15 protein-coding genes are annotated in these 16,755 nt (G+C 72.5%); 5 read left to right on the forward strand and 10 right to left on the reverse strand.

The features are described 5' to 3' along the window. Window positions 1–93 precede the first annotated feature (93 nt). From AB0E98_RS13935 to AB0E98_RS13980, 10 genes are read right to left on the reverse strand one after another with little or no spacing between them, the layout of a single operon-like run. The gene (locus AB0E98_RS13935; RefSeq protein ID WP_361701963.1) at window positions 94–1,665 is read right to left on the reverse strand and encodes an NADH-quinone oxidoreductase subunit N; all 1,572 of its coding nucleotides are present in this window, start codon (window positions 1,663–1,665) and stop codon (window positions 94–96) included. Next, window positions 1,665–3,257 carry an NADH-quinone oxidoreductase subunit M gene (locus AB0E98_RS13940; RefSeq protein ID WP_361701964.1) on the reverse strand — a complete coding sequence of 531 codons (1,593 nt, stop codon included), beginning with the start codon at window positions 3,255–3,257 and terminating at the stop codon, window positions 1,665–1,667. Before AB0E98_RS13940 ends, AB0E98_RS13935 begins: the two co-directional genes overlap by 1 nt. 3 nt (window positions 3,258–3,260) lie before the next feature. After that, on the reverse strand, window positions 3,261–5,264 hold the full coding sequence (locus AB0E98_RS13945) for an NADH-quinone oxidoreductase subunit L (RefSeq protein WP_361701966.1): 2,004 nt from the start codon (window positions 5,262–5,264) through the stop codon (window positions 3,261–3,263). Further along, entirely contained in the window at window positions 5,261–5,620 is a 360-nt protein-coding gene (nuoK, locus tag AB0E98_RS13950) for an NADH-quinone oxidoreductase subunit NuoK (RefSeq protein ID WP_311608979.1), read from the reverse strand. The genes AB0E98_RS13945 and nuoK overlap by 4 nt, the downstream gene beginning before the upstream one ends. Beyond that, window positions 5,620–6,201, reverse strand: coding sequence for an NADH-quinone oxidoreductase subunit J (locus AB0E98_RS13955; RefSeq protein WP_361701968.1), 582 nt, complete (start codon window positions 6,199–6,201; stop codon window positions 5,620–5,622). Before AB0E98_RS13955 ends, nuoK begins: the two co-directional genes overlap by 1 nt. Beyond that, window positions 6,198–6,776: an NADH-quinone oxidoreductase subunit I gene (locus AB0E98_RS13960; RefSeq protein WP_361701970.1), complete on the reverse strand. Its 579-nt coding sequence runs from the start codon at window positions 6,774–6,776 to the stop codon at window positions 6,198–6,200. The genes AB0E98_RS13955 and AB0E98_RS13960 overlap by 4 nt, the downstream gene beginning before the upstream one ends. Before the next feature lie 2 nt (window positions 6,777–6,778). Further along, the gene (locus tag AB0E98_RS13965; RefSeq protein ID WP_361701972.1) at window positions 6,779–7,747 is read right to left on the reverse strand and encodes a complex I subunit 1 family protein; all 969 of its coding nucleotides are present in this window, start codon (window positions 7,745–7,747) and stop codon (window positions 6,779–6,781) included. After that, window positions 7,744–8,796 carry an NADH-quinone oxidoreductase subunit C gene (locus AB0E98_RS13970; RefSeq protein ID WP_361701974.1) on the reverse strand — a complete coding sequence of 351 codons (1,053 nt, stop codon included), beginning with the start codon at window positions 8,794–8,796 and terminating at the stop codon, window positions 7,744–7,746. The genes AB0E98_RS13965 and AB0E98_RS13970 overlap by 4 nt, the downstream gene beginning before the upstream one ends. Continuing rightward, window positions 8,793–9,416, reverse strand: a complete 624-nt coding sequence (locus AB0E98_RS13975) for an NADH-quinone oxidoreductase subunit B family protein (RefSeq protein ID WP_361701976.1) — start codon at window positions 9,414–9,416, stop codon at window positions 8,793–8,795. Before AB0E98_RS13975 ends, AB0E98_RS13970 begins: the two co-directional genes overlap by 4 nt. Then, the gene (locus tag AB0E98_RS13980; RefSeq protein WP_361701978.1) at window positions 9,407–9,823 is read right to left on the reverse strand and encodes an NADH-quinone oxidoreductase subunit A; all 417 of its coding nucleotides are present in this window, start codon (window positions 9,821–9,823) and stop codon (window positions 9,407–9,409) included. The genes AB0E98_RS13975 and AB0E98_RS13980 overlap by 10 nt, the downstream gene beginning before the upstream one ends. Before the next feature lie 172 nt (window positions 9,824–9,995). On the opposite strand from AB0E98_RS13980, the gene AB0E98_RS13985 reads away from it, so the two are divergent. From AB0E98_RS13985 to AB0E98_RS14005, 5 genes are all read left to right on the forward strand, one after another. Next, on the forward strand, window positions 9,996–11,201 hold the full coding sequence (locus tag AB0E98_RS13985) for a sensor domain-containing protein (RefSeq protein WP_361701979.1): 1,206 nt from the start codon (window positions 9,996–9,998) through the stop codon (window positions 11,199–11,201). A 110-nt stretch (window positions 11,202–11,311) separates the two neighbouring features. Continuing rightward, entirely contained in the window at window positions 11,312–12,646 is a 1,335-nt protein-coding gene (locus AB0E98_RS13990; RefSeq protein ID WP_361701980.1) for a sensor domain-containing protein, read from the forward strand. Window positions 12,647–12,803: 157 nt separating this feature from the next. Then, complete coding sequence (locus AB0E98_RS13995) at window positions 12,804–13,463, forward strand: response regulator transcription factor (protein WP_311609155.1); 660 nt, start codon at window positions 12,804–12,806, stop codon at window positions 13,461–13,463. Window positions 13,464–13,663: 200 nt separating this feature from the next. After that, the gene (locus AB0E98_RS14000) at window positions 13,664–15,661 is read left to right on the forward strand and encodes a 2-oxoacid:acceptor oxidoreductase subunit alpha (protein ID WP_361701981.1); all 1,998 of its coding nucleotides are present in this window, start codon (window positions 13,664–13,666) and stop codon (window positions 15,659–15,661) included. After that, window positions 15,654–16,703 (forward strand): 2-oxoacid:ferredoxin oxidoreductase subunit beta, encoded by a 1,050-nt coding sequence (locus tag AB0E98_RS14005; protein ID WP_361701982.1) that lies wholly within the window; start codon window positions 15,654–15,656, stop codon window positions 16,701–16,703. The genes AB0E98_RS14000 and AB0E98_RS14005 overlap by 8 nt, the downstream gene beginning before the upstream one ends. Window positions 16,704–16,755: the final 52 nt, after the last annotated feature.

The following is a 16,755-nucleotide window of genomic DNA, read 5'->3' on the forward strand; positions in this document are numbered from 1 at the left end:
GGTCAACGCCAGACGAGGGCCGCTAGTTCCCTTGTGCACCCCCGCAGGGGCCGCGGAGGGCTGCGCCATTCGGGTGAAAAGACGGTGATACCGCTACAGGAGTGCCTGCGAGGCGAAGCGCAGGACGAGCTGGGGCGCGCCGGAGAGGGCCAGTCCGAGGGCCGTGGCCAGGGCGATGGCCGCCCCGAGGGTGGCCGGAACGCGCACCACCGGTTCGGCCGCCGGTTCGGCCGCCGATTCGGCCGCCGGGGTGGTCGTCGCTCCGGCCGGCAGCGGTTCTCCCGCCTCCTCGCGGCCGCCCTTGAAGAGGACCGCTGTCCACTGGAGGTAGTAGTACAACGCGATCACGACGTTGACGGCCATGACGACCGCCAGCCAGCCCAGCCCCGCGTCGACCGCCGCCGAGAAGACGGTGACCTTGGCGAAGAGCCCGATGACGCCCGGCGGCAGTCCGGCGAGGCACAGCAGGAAGAAGGCGTGCGCCAGAGCGGCGAGCGGGTTGCGGGCGTACAGGCCGCGGTAGTCGGTGATCCGGTTGCCCGGGCGGGTGCGGGCCACGAGGGCGGCGACCGCGAAGGCGCCGAGGTTCACAGCCGCGTACATCAGGGCGTACGCGACGGTGGAGCCGATGGCCCGCGAGGGGTCGGCGGCGTAGCCGGCGGCGGCGAGCGGGACGAGCAGATAGCCCGCCTGGCCGACGGAGGACCAGGCCAGCAGGCGTACGGCGCTGTGCTCGCGGTCGGGGCGCTGGCGCAGCGCGGCGACGTTGCCGGCGGTCATGGTGACCGCGGCGAGCACGGCCAGGGCGGGGCCCCAGACGTCGGCGTACGAGGGGAGGGCGACGACCGTCACCAGGGCGATGCCGGTGAAGCCGACGGCCTTGCCGACCACCGACAGGTACGCGGCGATGGGCAGCGGCGCGCCCACATAGGTGTCGGGCACCCAGAAGTGGAAGGGGACGGCAGCGGTCTTGAAGGCGAAGCCGACGAGGGTCAGGGCGACGCCCGCCTTGGTGAGGACGGCCAGGCGCGGGTCGATGTGACCGAGGCCGTCGGCGATCTCCGTGAGGTGGAGGGTGCCGGTCGCGGCGTAGAGGAAGGACACGCCGAGGAGGGTGACGGCGGTGGCGGTCACGGACGACAGGAAGAACTTCAGCGCCGCCTCGGAGGAGCGGCTGTCGCCGCGGCGCAGGCCGACGAGGGCGAAGGCGGGCAGCGAGGCCACTTCCAGGGCCACGACGAGGGTCGCCAGGTCACGGGAGGCGGGCAGCAGTGCGGCGCCGGCGGCCGACGACAGCAGCAGGAACCAGTACTCCCCCGCGGGAAGTTCGGAATCGGCGATCGCGCTGACGGACAGCAGGGCCGTCAGCAGGGCGCCGCCCAGCACCAGCAGCTGGATGACGAGGGTGAAGCGGTCGGCCGTGTAGCTGCACGCGGTGACGGCGACGTCAGGTCCGGTGAGGCAGAAGGTCGAGCGGTCGCCGCGCAGCAGCGGGAGGAGGGAGAGCCCGGCCAGGGCGAGGCCGCCGAGGGCGATCCGGCCCAGGAGGGCCTTGCGGTCCTCCGGGAGGAAGAGGTCGACGACCAGGACGACCAGTGCCACGACGGCCGTGACGGTGGGCGGGGCGATGGCGAGCCAGTCGACGGACTGGACCAGGGAGCCCATCACTTGCCTCCTGCGAGGAGCTGCTGAACGGCCGGGTCGGTGAGGCCGAGGAGGGCCGCGGGCCAGAGTCCGGCGAGGACGGTGAGGGCGACGAGCGGGGACCAGGCGGCGAACTCGTGGCGGCGGACGTCGGGGAGGGCCGGGCCGTCGGGCATCTCGCCCGCCCGCTCGGCCGCCGGGTCCACCTCGCCGCCCATGCACACGCGGCGCACGACGACCAGCAGATAGGCCGCGGTGAGCAGGGTGCCGAGGCCGGCCAGGGCCATGAAGACGAGGAACGCGGGGCGGCTGAGCCCGTCGGCGGGGCGGAAGGAGGCGAACATCGCCAGCATCTCGCCCCAGAACCCGGCGAGGCCGGGGAGCCCGAGGGAGGCCACGGCGCCGAAGGCCAGCAGGCCGCCGAGGCGTGGGGCGCGGCCGTAGAGCGCGGCGCCGGTGGTGCCGGCGAGGCTGTCGAGGTCGCTGGTGCCGTAGCGGTCCTTGATGGCGCCGACGAGGAAGAAGAGGAGGCCGGTGATGAGGCCGTGGGCGACGTTGGCGAAGAGGGCGCCGTTGACCCCGGTGGGGGTGAGGGTGGCGATACCCAGGAGGACGAAGCCCATGTGGCCGACGGACGAGTAGGCGATCAGGCGCTTGAGGTCGCCCTTGGCGCCCTCGCGGGCCAGCGCGAGGCAGACCAGGGAGCCGTAGACGATGCCGACGGCCGCGAAGGCGGCGAGGTAGGGCGCGAAGGTGTGGGCGCCGTCCGGGGCGATCGGCAGGATGATGCGTACGAACCCGTACGTGCCCATCTTCAGCAGGACGCCGGCGAGGAGCACCGAGCCGACCGTGGGGGCGGAGGTGTGGGCGTCGGGCAGCCAGCTGTGCAGGGGCCACATGGGGGCCTTGACGGCCAGTCCGACGCCGATGGCCAGAACCGCGATGACCTGCGTGGTGTGGCTGAGCGAGGACCCGTTGTCAGTGGCGAGTGCCACCATGTCGAACGTGCCGCCGTCGATGCCGACGAGGAGGAGGCCCAGCAGCATCACGACCGAGCCGAGCAGCGTGTAGAGGATGAAGCGCCACGCGGAGCGCTCCCGGCCCTCGCCGCCCCAGCGGGCGATGAGGAAGTACATCGGGATGAGCACCGTCTCGAAGGCCAGGAAGAACAGCATCAGGTCGAGGACGGCGAAGGACGCCAGGGTGCCGGACTCGAGCACGAGGAGCAGCGCGACGAATGCCTTGGGGGACGGGCCCGACGGCATCTTGAAGTAGCTGTACAGCGCGCAGAGGAAGGTCAGCAGCGCGGTCAGGACGAGGAGGGGGAGCGAGATGCCGTCGACGCCGAGGTGGATCCGGATGCCGAGGGCGGGGATCCAGGGGAGGTCGGTGGTCGCCTGCATCCGGGCCGGGTGGTCGTGGTCGAAGCCGGTGGCGAGGGCGACGGACAGCGCGAGGACGACGCCCGTGACGGTCACGCCGTGGCGGAGCACGGCCTGCTCGGGGCTCTTGCCCTTGAGGCCGGGCGGGGCGGGGAGCAGGGCGGCGACGGCGCCCAGCAGGGGGAGGACGACGATCGCGGCGAGGAGGAGCTGCATGACGGTGTGACTCATGGATCAGGCTCCGGTGGCGACGAGGACGGCGGCGACGGCCAGGACGACGGAGCCGGCGAGCAGGGCGCCGAGGTAGGTCTGCACATTGCCGGTCTGGGCGCGGCGGACGGCAGCGCCGAGCAGCCCGGGCGCGGTGGCGGCGCCGCGCACGTACGCGTCGACGACCTCGCGGTCGAGGAAGCGGGCGAGGCGGGCGGCGGCGCGCGTGGGCCGGACGAGCAGCGTGGAGTACACGGCGTCGAGGTGGAATCCGGTGACGGCGTGGCGGTGCAGGGGGCCGAGCAGCAGCCTGCCCGGGTCGGCGGGGTCGGGGGCGGCGGCGATGGTGCCGTACGCGGGCTCGTGGCTGGCGATGGCCTCGATCTCGGAGACGGCGGGGGCCGCGTCCGGGTCGGCGGCCACGGCACCGAGGGGGGTACGGGCGGTGAGCGCGGCGGTGCGGCGCCAGGCGGCGTACATGACGAGCGCGCCGGCGAGGGCGCAGCCGGTGGAGAGGACGGAGGTGGTGAGGCCGGGGGTGAGCGAGCGGCCGTCGAACCAGTCGGGCAGCTTCCAGGCGGCCAGGCCGAGGGCGGCGGTGGGCAGGAAGAGGACCCAGAGCACACCGTTTATCGCGACGGGCTCGCGGCCGTGGTCGGGGGCCTCGGTGCCCTTGCCGTGGAAGGTGAGCAGCCATAGGCGGGTGGCGTAGCCGGCGGTGAGGACGGCGGTGACCAGGCCGGCGATCAGGACGGTCCAGCCGGCCGGGCCGGCCGCGGCGGCGGGGATGCCGTGGGCGGCGCCGGTGGCGGCGTGCTCGGCGGCGCCGAGGACGGCCTCCTTGGAGAAGAAGCCGCTGAACGGGGGGATCGCGGCGAGTGCCAGGAGGGCGACGGTCATCGTCCAGTAGGCGTCGGGGATCCGCTTGGCCAGGCCGTTCATCCGGGCCATGGCGGCCAGCGAGTTGGTGCCGGCGGCGTGGATGATCACGCCTGCCCCGAGGAAGAGGAGGGCCTTGAACGCGCCGTGGGAGATGAGGTGGAAGACGGCCGCGCCGCGGTCGCCGACGGCCAGGGCGCCGGTCATATAGCCGAGCTGGCCGACGGTGGAGTAGGCGAGGACGCGCTTGATGTCGTCCTGGGCGAGCGCGGCCAGGGCCGAGCCGACCATGGTCACCGCGGCCATCACGGCCAGCACGATGAGCGCCGCCGCCGAGGCGGCGAAGACGGGGAGGAGCCGGGCGATGAGGTAGACACCGGCCGCGACCATCGTCGCGGCGTGGATCAGCGCGGAGACCGGCGTCGGGCCGGCCATCGCGTCGGGCAGCCAGGTGTGCAGGGGGAACTGCGCGGACTTGCCCGCGACGCCCGCCAGGAGCAGCAGCGCGACGAGGGTGGGGTGCTGGAGGCCGCCCGCGGCGGCCGTGCTGAGGATGCCGTTGACGCGGAACGTTCCGGCGTCGGCGGCCAGCGCGAAGATGCCGATCAGGAAGGGGACGTCGCCGAGCTTGGTGACCAGGAAGGCCTTGAGGGAGGCGGACCGGGCGGCCTCGGTCTCCCAGTAGTGGCCGACCAGGAAGTACGAGCAGATGCCCATGATCTCCCAGCCGACCAGCAGCACCATCAGGTCGCCGGTGTAGACGACGAGCAGCATCGCGGAGGTGAAGAGGGAGACGAGGGCCGCGTACGAGGGGTAGCGGGGGTCGTCGCGCAGGTAGGCGGTCGAGTACAGCTGGACGCAGCTGGCCACGACCCCGACGAGCACGGCCACGAGCACGGCGAAGCCGTCGAGGTGGAGGGCGAGGTCGATGGGGACGGAGCCGGTGGGCGTGAGCCGGGTGGCGGCGTCGAGCGCGTCGCCGCCGCCCTGCCGGCAGGCGACGACGATCGCGAGCACGGCGGCGGCGAGCGTCGGCAGCACGGCGAGCGGCCGGACGAGGCCGGGGACGCGGCGGCCGGACAGGAAGCCGGCGAGGGCGCTGAGGAAGGGCAGCAGGGGGACGAGGACGGCGGTGGTCGTGGTGCTCACGCGGCGGCCTCGGCCTTCTCCTCGCGGTGCTCATGGGCGGTGTCGGGGGCGTCCTCGGCGAGGTCGCGGAGCCGGTCGACGTCGGCGGTGCCGCGGTTGCGGTGGACCTGGAGGACGATCGCCAGGCCGATGCCGATCTCGGCGGCGGCGATGGCGATGGTGAAGAGGGTGAGCGCCTGGCCCGCGTGGAGCGTGTCGCGCAGCCATACGTCGAAGGCGACGAGGTTGAGGTTGACGGCGTTGAGCATCAGCTCGACGGACATCAGGACCAGGATCGCGTTGCGCCGGGCGAGGACGCCGTAGAGGCCCACGCAGAAGAGGAGGGCGGCGAGGACGGCCGGGTAGACGAGATGCATCAGCGCTCCTCCTTCGTCTCGTCGGGCTTCCTGCGGGAGAGGACGATCGCGCCGACGAGCGCGGCGAGCAGCAGGACGGACAGCGCCTCGAACGGCAGCACCCAGTGCCGGAAGAGGATCTCTCCGGAGACCTCGGTGGAGCCCTGCGGCGCGCCACCCAGATCGATCCACGTCGTACGGAAGGCGTCCACGACCACCCAGACGAGGGAGGCCGCGGCGGCGCCGGCGACCCCGAGGGCGACCCACCGGTTGCCGGAGTCGGCGTCCGGGGAACGGCCGATGGGGGCCCTGGTGAGCATGAGCCCGAAGAGGAGGAGGACCACGACGGAACCGACGTAGATCAGCACCTGCACCCAGGCGATGAACTCCGCCGTCAGCAGCAGGTACTCCACGGCGAGCCCGCCGAGCGCCACGACCAGCCAGAGGGCGGCGTGCACCAGCTGCTTGGTGGTGACGGTGATGACGGCCGCGCCGAGGGTGACGAGGCCGACCAGGAGGAAGACGATCTCGACACCGGAGGTGGAGAGGAAGCCGTGCGTCGCCGCTTGCGCGGCGAGGGTGCGCGTGGCGGTGCCGGTCACGCCTCTCCCTCCTTCTCCTGCTGCGCTTGCTGTTCCTGCTGGGCGGCCTGTTCCTGCTGGGCGGCGAGTTTCTCGGCCGTCTTGCGGGCCGCCGCGATCTCCTTGGGCTCCTCGGCCGCCGGGTCGAGCGCGGGCGGCTCGGGCACGGTCCACATCCACTCGCGCAGCTTGTCGCGCTCATGGGTGAGCTCGTGGATGTCCGTCTCGGCGTACTCGAACTCCGGCGACCAGAACAGCGCGTCGAAGGGGCACACCTCGATGCAGATGCCGCAGTACATGCACAGCGCGAAGTCGATCGCGAAGCGGTCGAGGACGTTCCGGCTGCGCTCGCGGCCGCCCGGGGCGGCCGGGGGCACGGTCTCCTTGTGGGAGTCGATGTAGATGCACCAGTCCGGGCACTCACGGGCGCACAGCATGCAGACCGTGCAGTTCTCCTCGAACAGCCCGATGACGCCGCGCGTACGGGGCGGCAGCTCGGGCTGGGCGTCCGGGTACTGCGCGGTGACCGAGCGCCGGGTCATGGTGCGAAGCGTGACGGCGAGGCCCTTGGCCAGGCCGGAACCAGGAATGCCCATGGTTACTGGATCACCACCTTGACGACGCCGGTGAGGGCGATCTGCGCGAGGGCGAGCGGGATGAGGACGGTCCAGGCCAGCTTCTGGAGCTGGTCCTCGCGCAACCGCGGATAGCTCACGCGGAGCCAGATCACGACGAAGGCGAGGACGAAGGTCTTCAGCAGCGTCCACAGCCAGCCCAGCCCGTCGGCCCCGAACGGGCCGTGCCAGCCGCCCAGGAACAGCACGGTCGTCAGACCGCACAGGACGACGATGCCCGCGTACTCGGCGAGCAGGAACATCGCGAAGCGCAGACCGGTGTACTCGGTGTACGCACCGAAGATGATCTCCGAGTCGGCGACGGGCATGTCGAACGGCGGGCGCTGGAGCTCGGCGAGACCGGCCGTGAAGAAGACGACGCCGCCGACGATCTGCCACGGCACCCACCACCAGTGGAAGGCGTCGACGATCCCCGGGAGCGACACGGTGCCCGCCGCCATCGCGACGGACGCCGCCGCGAGCAGCATCGGCAGCTCGTATGCGAGCAGCTGCGCGGCGGTGCGCAGACCGCCGAGCAGCGAGAACTTGTTGGCCGACGCCCAGCCGGCCATCAGCGACCCCAGGACGCCCACGCCCATCACGGCCAGCACGAAGAAGATGCCCGCGTCGACGGTCTGCCCGACGGCGTTGCCAGGCCCGACCGGGATCGCGAGCAGCACGAGCAGGTACGGCAGCAGCGCCACGGCGGGGGCGAGCTGGAAGATCCGCCGGTCCGCGTCGGCCGGGACGACGTCCTCCTTCTGCGCGAACTTCACACCGTCCGCGACGAGCTGCGCCCAGCCGTGGAAACCACCGGCGTACATGGGGCCGAGGCGGCCCTGCATATGGGCCATCACCTTGTGCTCGGTCTGACCGATGACCAGCGGCAGCACGAGGAAGCAGACGAAGACGGCGAGGAGCCGCAGCACGACGTCGAGAGTGTCGCTGCTCATGCGGGGTCGCCTCCGGCGGGGTTCTGATCGTTCTCGGGCTCGCCCGTGTGGGGTTCGGCTGCGCCGGGCTCGCCCGTGTGGGGTTCGGCTGCGCCGGGCTCGCCCGTGTGGCCGGGGGCCGCGGGCTCGTCCGCCGACGTTTCGTCGAAGGTCGGGCGGGCGTGGTGCCAGGGGGCGTCCGAGGAGCGGGGGGTCGGGCGGGAGGGCGTGGGCTGTGCCGCAGCGTCCTGCTGGCTCGCCGAGCCGTCGGATGCGCTGCGGGTACGTCGAGGCGCGGCCTCGGCACCCGGCTGGCTCGCCGAGCCGTCGGCCACGCTCCGCGTACGACGCGGCGCCGCCTCCGCACCCGGCTGGCTCGCCGAGCCGTCGGCCACGCTGCGGGCGCGGCGGGCCGGGCGGTCCGCCGCCGGGCCTGCGGCAGCCGCGCGCGGGGTGCGGGTGGGGCGGGCCGGGGCCGGGGGGAGCTGGCCCTTGAGGGGGCCCCATTCGTTGGGGTCGGGGACGCCCGGGGGAAGCATCTGGCGGCGCTTGGGGCCGCCCTCCGCCGCCTCTCCGGGCTCCTTCGCGCCCGGCCAGGCCTTCACCACACGGGCCGCGAGGACGAAGTCCTTGCGCAGCGGGTGGCCCTCGAAGCCCTCGGGCAGCAGGAGCGGCACGAGGTGGGGGTGGCCCGGGAAGTCGATGCCGAACATCTCGTGCGTCTCGCGCTCGTGCCACGCCGCGCCCGCGTAGACGCCCACCGCGCTGGGCAGCGCGGGGGCCTCGTGCGGCACGGTCGTGCGCAGGAGCAGCCGGCGCGTCGCGCCGTCCGCGCCGCCCGGCAGCGCCGCCACGTGCGCGCAGACGCGGAAGCCCGTGCCGGGCTCGTCGACGGCGCTCAGCCAGTCGAAGAACGTGCAGCCCAGCACATCACGCGCGGTCTCCAGCGCGGTCAGCCATTCCTCCGCCGGGACGTCGACCGTCAGCAGGTCGTACGCCTCCTCGGCGGTCGCGTCCGCGCCGAAGAGGTCGGTCACGGGGCGCGGAAGCCAGGCGGCAGGCTCGCTCATCGGTCCGTCTCCTCGGAGGCCGACGCGGAAGCCCCCGCGGTGGGAGGAGGCGGCGGCGTCACCAGGCCGCTGCGCAGCGCCGCCGTGGACGCCCGCCCCCCGGCGGAGCCGTACCGCTCGTCCAGCGACTCCTTCGCGATCTTCTCCTGAAGCTTGATGATCCCCTGGAGCAGCGCCTCCGGCCGCGGCGGGCAGCCCGGCACATAGACGTCCACGGGGATGATCTGGTCGACGCCCTTGGTCACCGAGTACGAGTCCCAGTAGGGCCCGCCGCAGTTGGAGCAGGCGCCGAAGGAGATCACGTACTTGGGCTCGGGCATCTGCTCGTACAGCCGCTTCACGGCCGGGGCCATCTTGTCCGTGACCGTGCCCGAGACGATCATGAGGTCGGCCTGGCGCGGGCCGGGCGCGAAGGGGATCACACCCAGGCGGATGAAGTCGTGCCGCGCCATGGACGCCGCGATGAACTCGATCGCGCAGCAGGCGAGCCCGAAGTTGAAGACCCACAGGCTGTAGCGGCGGCCCCAGTTCAGGACGACCTTCATGGGCTCGGGAGCCAGGCGCGCCAGCGGGCCGAGCCGGCGGGGCTCGGGCAGGTCGACCGGGGGTGTCACGTCCATTCCAGGACGCCCTTCTTCCATGCGTACAACAGGCCCACGGCGAGGAAGCCGAGGAAGACGAACATCTCCACGAGCGTCGCCCCACCGAAGCCCGGCGCGGCGAACACCGTGGCCCAGGGGAACAGGAAGATCGAGTCCACTGCGAAGATCACGTACAGGAACGCATAGACGTAATAGCGGACCTGTGTGTGCGCCCAGCCCTCGCCGACGGGGTCCACACCGCACTCGTACGTGAGCAGCTTCTCGGGCGTCGGCACCACCGGTCGCAGCAGCCGTCCGGCTCCGAAGGCCACGGCGACGAAGAGCACGCCGATGACGGCGAGCAGTCCGACGACCGAATAGCCGTGGAAGTAGTCCGCCGCGAGCTGGACATCGGCGCCACTGGTGCGCACGGTCGCCTCCGGCACGTCCGCCCCTCGCTCCCTGTCCTGTTTGTTCGACGATCTGTACGCACGCGAGTCTAGGCCCTATGACGCCCCGGATGAGCCGCCCCAGTAGGCGTGGGGTGGGGTTATCCCCACCCCACGGCACCCATGGTCCCCATGGCGGCAGCGGTCCTGACCAGGGCACGCTTGCCGTATGACCGCCCGTACCCACACCCGTTCCCGCGCCGTCCCGGTCGCCGCCGAGGACGACGACCGGCTGCCTCCCGCGCGCTTCGCCTTCGGCTCCGCGACGTGGAAGGAGGTCGCGCACCTCCTCCTCAATCTGCTGGAGGGGATCCTCGGCTTCCTCTATGTCTCCCTCTGGCTCTACGCGGGCGCGCTGCTGTCGGTGACGGTCGTCGGGCTGCCGCTGCTGGCGGCAGGCCTGATGGGCGCGCGGGTGCTGGGCAGGGCCGAGCGGTGGCGGGCGCGCGTGCTGCTGGGCCTGCGGATCGACGAGCCGAGCCCGCTCCCCCGGCACCGCGCCGGCGGCTTCCTCGGCCGGATGTGGATGACGCTGAAGGACCCGGTGGCGTGGCGCAGCACGCTGTACGCGTTCATACGACTGCCATGGGGCGTTCTCACATTCGGCATCGCGCTGGCATCCCTCTTCGTCGCGTGGCCGGTGCTGGGCCACATCGCACGCGGGCTGACCAATGCGGACCGGGCGATGGTGCGCGGGCTGCTGGCGCCGTCGAGCGAGCTGGAGCGGCGGATCGCGGAGCTGGAGGAGGACCGGGGCGTGGTCGTGGACACCGCCGCCGCCGACCTGCGCCGTATCGAGCGCGACCTCCACGACGGCGCCCAGGCCCGTCTCGTCGCCCTCGCCATGGGTCTCGGCCTGGCGAAGGAGCGGCTGCTGGAGGACCCGGAGGTGGGCGCGCGGATGGTCGACGAGGCGCACGGCGAGGTGAAGCTCGCGCTCCAGGAGCTGCGCGACCTCGCCCGCGGCATCCACCCGGCGATCCTCACCGACCGCGGCCTCGGCCCGGCGCTCACGTCGCTGGCCGGGCGCTGCACGGTGCCGGTGAACGTGGCCGTCGACCTGGACTCCCGTCCGGCGCCCGCCATCGAGGGCATCGCCTACTTCACCGTCTCCGAACTCCTCCAGAACATCAGCAAGCACAGCCGGGCCCGGACGGCGGAGGTCGAGCTGTGGCGCGCGGAGGACCGGCTGCTGATCCGGGTCGGTGACGACGGGCAGGGCGGCGCGTCGACCGCCCGGGGCAGCGGGCTGGCCGGGCTGGCCGAGCGGCTGGGCTCGGTGGACGGGCTGTTCGTCGTGGACTCCCCCGCCGGCGGCCCGACGGCCGTCACGGCCGAGCTCCCCTGGCGGAGCCGCACGGACGGACGTCCGTAGCCGGGGGGTGGGGAAAGCCCCACCCCGAGGACACCCACCCGCCTCATGGTCCCCGGGCCCCCGCCCGGGGAGCCTTGAGGGACACAACCGCCGCACGAGGACAGGACGACATGGCCATCGACCACGCAGCCGGGACCCACCCCCGGGTGCCCGCCGCGCTGCGCGCCCCGCTGGAGGGCCGCACCTGGCGGGAGTTCCTCTACCTGCTGACGAGCCTGCCGATCGCGACCGTCGCCTTCTCGCTCGCCATCACCCTGACCACCGCGGGCGTCGGCACCCTGATCACGTTCATCGGCGTGCCCCTGCTGGCCGCCACCCTCGCCGCCGCGCGCGGGCTGGGCGTCCTGGAGCGGGCGCGGGCCCGGGGGCTGCTGCGGCTGGAGATCGCCGAGCCGGAGCCGGTCCGCGTCCGGCGGCGGCGTGACGGGCGGGCCGCCGGCCCGATGGCCTGGGTGGGCGCGCTGTTCAGGAGCGGCACGTCCTGGCGTCACCTGCTCTACGCGGTGCTGCACTTCCCGTGGGCGCTGTTCTCGTTCGTCCTGTCGCTGGTGCTGTGGTCGGTCGGCTGGTCCCTCTTCCTCTACCCGGCCTGGCAGTGGACGCTGCCCACCTACGCCCACCAGCCGGGGATCCAGCTCTACGGCGACTCCGACGGCCATGCCTTCCACCTCGACAGCCCGTTCGAGATCGGTATCACCTGCGCCGTCGGCCTCGTCCTCGTGCTGTTCTCGGCGTGGGTGATCCGGGGCCTGGCCCATGTGGAGCGGCTGCTGGTGCGCGGGCTGCTGGGGCCGTCGCGGCTGGCGGAGCGCGTCTGGGAGCTGGAGGAGGACCGGGGCGTGGTCGTGGACACCGCCGCCGCCGACCTGCGCCGTATCGAGCGCGACCTCCACGACGGCGCCCAGGCCCGTCTCGTCGCCCTCGCCATGGAGCTGGGCCTGGCGAAGGAGCTGGTGGAACGGGACCCGGAGAAGGCCGCCCGCATGGTCGACGAGGCCCACGGCGAGGTGAAGCTCGCCCTCCAGGAGCTCCGCGACCTCGCCCGCGGCATCCACCCCGCGATCCTCACCGACCGCGGCCTCGGCCCCGCGCTCGCCTCACTGGCCGGGCGCTGCACCGTCCCGGTGACGACCGAGGTGGACCTGGACTCCCGTCCGGCGCCCGCCATCGAGGGCATCGCCTACTTCACCGTCTCCGAACTCCTCCAGAACATCAGCAAGCACAGCCGGGCGCGCTCCGCCCAGGTGGACGTCTGGCGTTCGGGCGACCGGCTGATGCTGCGGGTGTGGGACGACGGGCGCGGCGGCGCCGGGACCACGAGCGGCAGCGGGCTGGCCGGGCTCGCCGAGCGGCTGGACTCGGTGGACGGGCTCCTGGTGATCGACTCCCCCGCCGGCGGTCCCACGACCGTCACCGCCGGGCTGCCCTGGCGCGCCCGGGGCTAGCGCGCCCGGCGCCCGGCGCGCACCCGACGCGCGCCCGGCGCCACCCGCTCCGGTCGCGCGCCGCCCGCTCCGGCCCCGGATGCTGCGATGCTGACGCTGTACGAACCACGTCGGCAAACGCCAGGGGGCAGGAGAAAACGTGATCGTGGACGACAGGGTGCGGGTGGTCATCGCCGAGGACTCGGTGCTGCTCAGGGAGGGCCTGACCCGGCTGCTCACCGATCTGGGACATGAGGTCGTGGCGGGTGTGGGCGACGCGGAGGGGCTGCTCAAGACGATCGCCGAGCTCTCCGCCGCCGACGCCCTCCCCGATGTAGTCGTCGCGGACGTCCGGATGCCCCCGACCCACACCGACGAGGGCGTCCGGGCGGCGGTGCGGCTGCGCCGCGACCACCCTGAGCTGGGGGTGCTGGTCTTCTCGCAGTACGTCGAGGAGCAGTACGCCACCGAGCTGCTGGCCGGCAGCACCCGGGGCGTCGGCTATCTGCTGAAGGACCGGGTCGCCGAGGTGCGCGAGTTCGTGGACGCGGTGGTCCGCGTGGCGCGCGGCGGGACCGCGCTGGACCCCGAGGTCGTCGCCCAGCTGCTGGGCCGCAGCCGCAAGCAGGACGTACTGGCCGGGCTCACCCCGCGCGAGCGGGAGGTCCTCGGGCTGATGGCCGAGGGCCGGACGAACTCGGCCGTCGCCAAGCAGCTCGTGGTCAGCGACGGCGCGGTGGAGAAGCACGTCAGCAACATCTTCCTGAAGCTGGGGCTCTCCCCGAGCGAGGGCGACCACCGCCGGGTGCTGGCGGTGCTCACGTATCTGCGGTCCTGACAGCGCGTAGCTGCGGTCCTGACGGCGGTCTGACCTGTCCCGGGCTCCGGGGCCGCCGCCCCGGAGTCCGGAGCGTTACCGTCCGCTGTTGAATCGTTGATCCCCCCGGGGAAGGCTGCCCTTGCCCACGTACGATGGCCGTGGGATCGCCGGTCGGCGCCATCGTCCGGCCGGCGCCGCCACGAGGGAGGTCCGAAGCAGTGACCAGCCAGGTCAGCAGCCCGGCCGAACAGGCCGCATCAGCCGATCCGGGCGGCGGGGCCGACGCCCGCGAACGCCTCGCCGGACAACGCGGCCCGACCGACGGCCCGGCCGACGGCCCGGCCGACGGCCCGGACGGTGCCAAGGAGGTGCGCCGGCTGGACCGGGTGATCATCCGCTTCGCGGGCGACTCGGGCGACGGCATGCAGCTCACCGGAGACCGATTCACCTCCGAGACGGCGTCGTTCGGCAACGACCTCTCCACCCTGCCGAACTTCCCCGCCGAGATCCGCGCCCCCGCCGGCACCCTCCCGGGCGTGTCCTCGTTCCAGCTCCACTTCGCCGACCACGACATCCTCACCCCCGGCGACGCGCCGAACGTCCTGGTCGCGATGAACCCGGCCGCGCTCAAGGCCAATATCGCGGACGTGCCCCACGGCGCGGAGATCATCGTCAACACCGACGAGTTCACCAAGCGCCCCATGGCCAAGGTGGGTTACGACAGCAACCCGCTGGAGGACGGCTCCCTGGACGCGTACAACGTCCACCCGGTGCCGCTGACGACGCTGACCATCGAGGCGCTCAAGGACTACGGCCTCTCCCGCAAGGAGGCGGAGCGCAGCAAGAACATGTTCGCACTCGGCCTGCTGTCGTGGATGTACCACCGGCCGACCGAGAGCACCGAGGCGTTCCTGCGGAAGAAGTTCGCCAAGAAGCCGGAGATCGCGGAGGCCAACGTCACCGCCTTCCGGGCCGGCTGGAACTTCGGCGAGACGACGGAGGACTTCGCGGTCTCCTACGAGGTCGCGCCCGCCACCGCCGCTTTCCCGCCCGGCACCTACCGCAACATCTCCGGCAACCTCGCCCTGTCCTACGGCCTGATCGCCGCCGCCCGCCAGGCGGACCTGCCTCTCTACCTGGGCTCGTACCCGATCACCCCGGCCTCGGACATCCTCCACGAGCTGTCGAAGCACAAGAACTTCGGCGTGCGCACCTTCCAGGCCGAGGACGAGATCGCCGGCATCGGCGCGGCGCTGGGCGCGGCCTTCGGCGGCGCGCTGGCCGTGACCACCACCTCCGGCCCGGGCGTGGCCCTGAAGTCCGAGACCATCGGCCTGGCCGTCTCGCTCGAACTGCCGCTGCTGATCGTCGACATCCAGCGCGGCGGCCCCTCCACCGGTCTGCCCACCAAGACCGAGCAGGCCGATCTGCTCCAGGCGATGTACGGGCGCAACGGCGAGGCGCCCGTGCCGATCGTGGCCCCCCGGACGCCCGGCGACTGCTTCACCGCCGCCCTGGACGCGGCCCGGATCGCGCTCACCTACCGGACCCCGGTCTTCCTGCTGAGCGACGGCTATCTGGCCAACGGCTCCGAGCCCTGGCGGGTCCCCGAGCCGGACGAGCTGCCCGACCTGCGGGTCCAGTTCGCCTCCGGGCCCAACCACGAGCTGGCCGACGGCACCGAGGTCTTCTGGCCGTACAAGCGCGACCCCCACACGCTGGCCCGCCCCTGGGCCGTGCCCGGCACCCCCGGCCTGGAGCACCGCATCGGCGGCATCGAGAAGCAGGACGGCACGGGCAACATCTCCTACGACCCGGCCAACCACGACTTCATGGTCCGCACCCGCCAGGCCAAGATCGACGGCATCGACGTCCCCGACGTCGAGGTCGACGACCCCACCGGCGACGCGCGCGTCCTGGTCCTCGGCTGGGGCTCGACCTACGGCCCGGTCACGGCGGCGGTACGGCGCGTACGGGCGGGCGGGGGCGCGGTGGCCCAGGCCCATCTGCGCCACCTCAACCCGTTCCCGGGGAATCTGGGGGAGGTCCTCGGGCGTTACGAGAAGGTGGTCGTACCGGAGATGAACCTCGGTCAGCTCGCCACTCTGCTGCGGGCGAAGTACCTCGTCGACATCCGCTCGTACACCCAGGTGAGCGGAATGCCGTTCAAGGCCGAGCAGCTCGCCACCGTGCTCAAGGAGGCCATCGATGACTGAGGCGCTGAAGCTGGTGCCCAAGGCCGAAGCCCGGCAGACGATGAAGGACTTCAAGTCCGACCAGGAGGTGCGCTGGTGCCCGGGCTGCGGTGACTACGCCGTCCTCGCCGCCGTGCAGGGCTTCATGCCCGAGCTCGGGCTGGCGAAGGAGAACATCGTCTTCGTCTCCGGCATCGGCTGTTCCTCCCGCTTCCCGTACTACATGAACACCTACGGGATGCACTCCATCCACGGCCGCGCCCCGGCCATCGCCACCGGCCTCGCCACCTCGCGCCGCGATCTGTCGGTGTGGGTCGTCACGGGCGACGGCGACGCGCTGTCCATCGGCGGCAACCACCTCATCCACGCCCTGCGGCGGAACGTCAACCTGAAGATCCTGCTGTTCAACAACCGGATCTATGGTCTGACCAAGGGTCAGTACAGCCCGACCTCCGAGGTCGGCAAGATCACCAAGTCCACGCCCATGGGCTCCCTGGACGCGCCCTTCAACCCCGTGTCGCTGGCGCTCGGCGCGGAGGCCTCCTTCGTCGCCCGCACGGTCGACTCCGACCGCAAGCACCTCACCGAGGTGCTGCGGCAGGCCGCCGCCCACCCGGGGACGGCGCTCGTGGAGATCTACCAGAACTGCAACATCTTCAACGACGGCGCGTTCGACGCCCTCAAGGACAAGCAGCAGGCCGAGGAGGCGGTCATCCGCCTGGAGCACGGGCAGCCGATCCGCTTCGGCGTGGACGGCGCGAAGGGCGTCGTACGGGACCCGGCCACGGGTGATCTGAAGGTCGTCGCGGTGACGCCGGAGAACGAGGCGTCGGTGCTGGTCCACGACGCGCACTCCACGTCCCCGACCACGGCCTTCGCCCTGTCGCGCCTCGCCGACCCGGACACGCTGCACCACACGCCGATCGGCGTCCTCCGCAGCGTGGACCGTCCGGTCTACGACACGCTGATGGCCGATCAGCTGGAGACGGCGGTCGAGCAGAAGGGCAAGGGCGACCTGGCCGCGCTGCTCGGCGGGAACGACACCTGGACGGTCGTCGGGTAGGTCGGGCAGGTCTGCGACGAAACGCCGGACGGGCTACTGCGCTCTGTCCTCA

Origin of the sequence: Streptomyces sp. NPDC037389 (assembly GCF_040636475.1) — a bacterium.
Lineage (GTDB): Bacteria > Actinomycetota > Actinomycetes > Streptomycetales > Streptomycetaceae > Streptomyces > Streptomyces hesseae.

Bases quoted from the DNA above. Each gene is read 5' to 3' on its own strand.
- AB0E98_RS13940 (WP_361701964.1), bottom strand. From the start codon at position 3,257: ATGAGTCACACCGTCATGCAGCTCCTCCTCGCCGCGATCGTCGTCCTC.
- AB0E98_RS13935 (WP_361701963.1), bottom strand. From the start codon at position 1,665: ATGGGCTCCCTGGTCCAGTCCGTCGACTGGCTCGCCATCGCCCCGCCC.
- AB0E98_RS13985 (WP_361701979.1), top strand. From the start codon at position 9,996: ATGACCGCCCGTACCCACACCCGTTCCCGCGCCGTCCCGGTCGCCGCC.
- AB0E98_RS14005 (WP_361701982.1), top strand. From the start codon at position 15,654: ATGACTGAGGCGCTGAAGCTGGTGCCCAAGGCCGAAGCCCGGCAGACG.
- nuoK (WP_311608979.1), bottom strand. From the start codon at position 5,620: ATGCATCTCGTCTACCCGGCCGTCCTCGCCGCCCTCCTCTTCTGCGTG.
- AB0E98_RS13975 (WP_361701976.1), bottom strand. From the start codon at position 9,416: ATGGACGTGACACCCCCGGTCGACCTGCCCGAGCCCCGCCGGCTCGGC.
- AB0E98_RS13965 (WP_361701972.1), bottom strand. From the start codon at position 7,747: ATGAGCAGCGACACTCTCGACGTCGTGCTGCGGCTCCTCGCCGTCTTC.
- AB0E98_RS13990 (WP_361701980.1), top strand. From the start codon at position 11,312: ATGGCCATCGACCACGCAGCCGGGACCCACCCCCGGGTGCCCGCCGCG.
- AB0E98_RS13970 (WP_361701974.1), bottom strand. From the start codon at position 8,796: ATGAGCGAGCCTGCCGCCTGGCTTCCGCGCCCCGTGACCGACCTCTTC.
- AB0E98_RS13960 (WP_361701970.1), bottom strand. From the start codon at position 6,776: ATGGGCATTCCTGGTTCCGGCCTGGCCAAGGGCCTCGCCGTCACGCTT.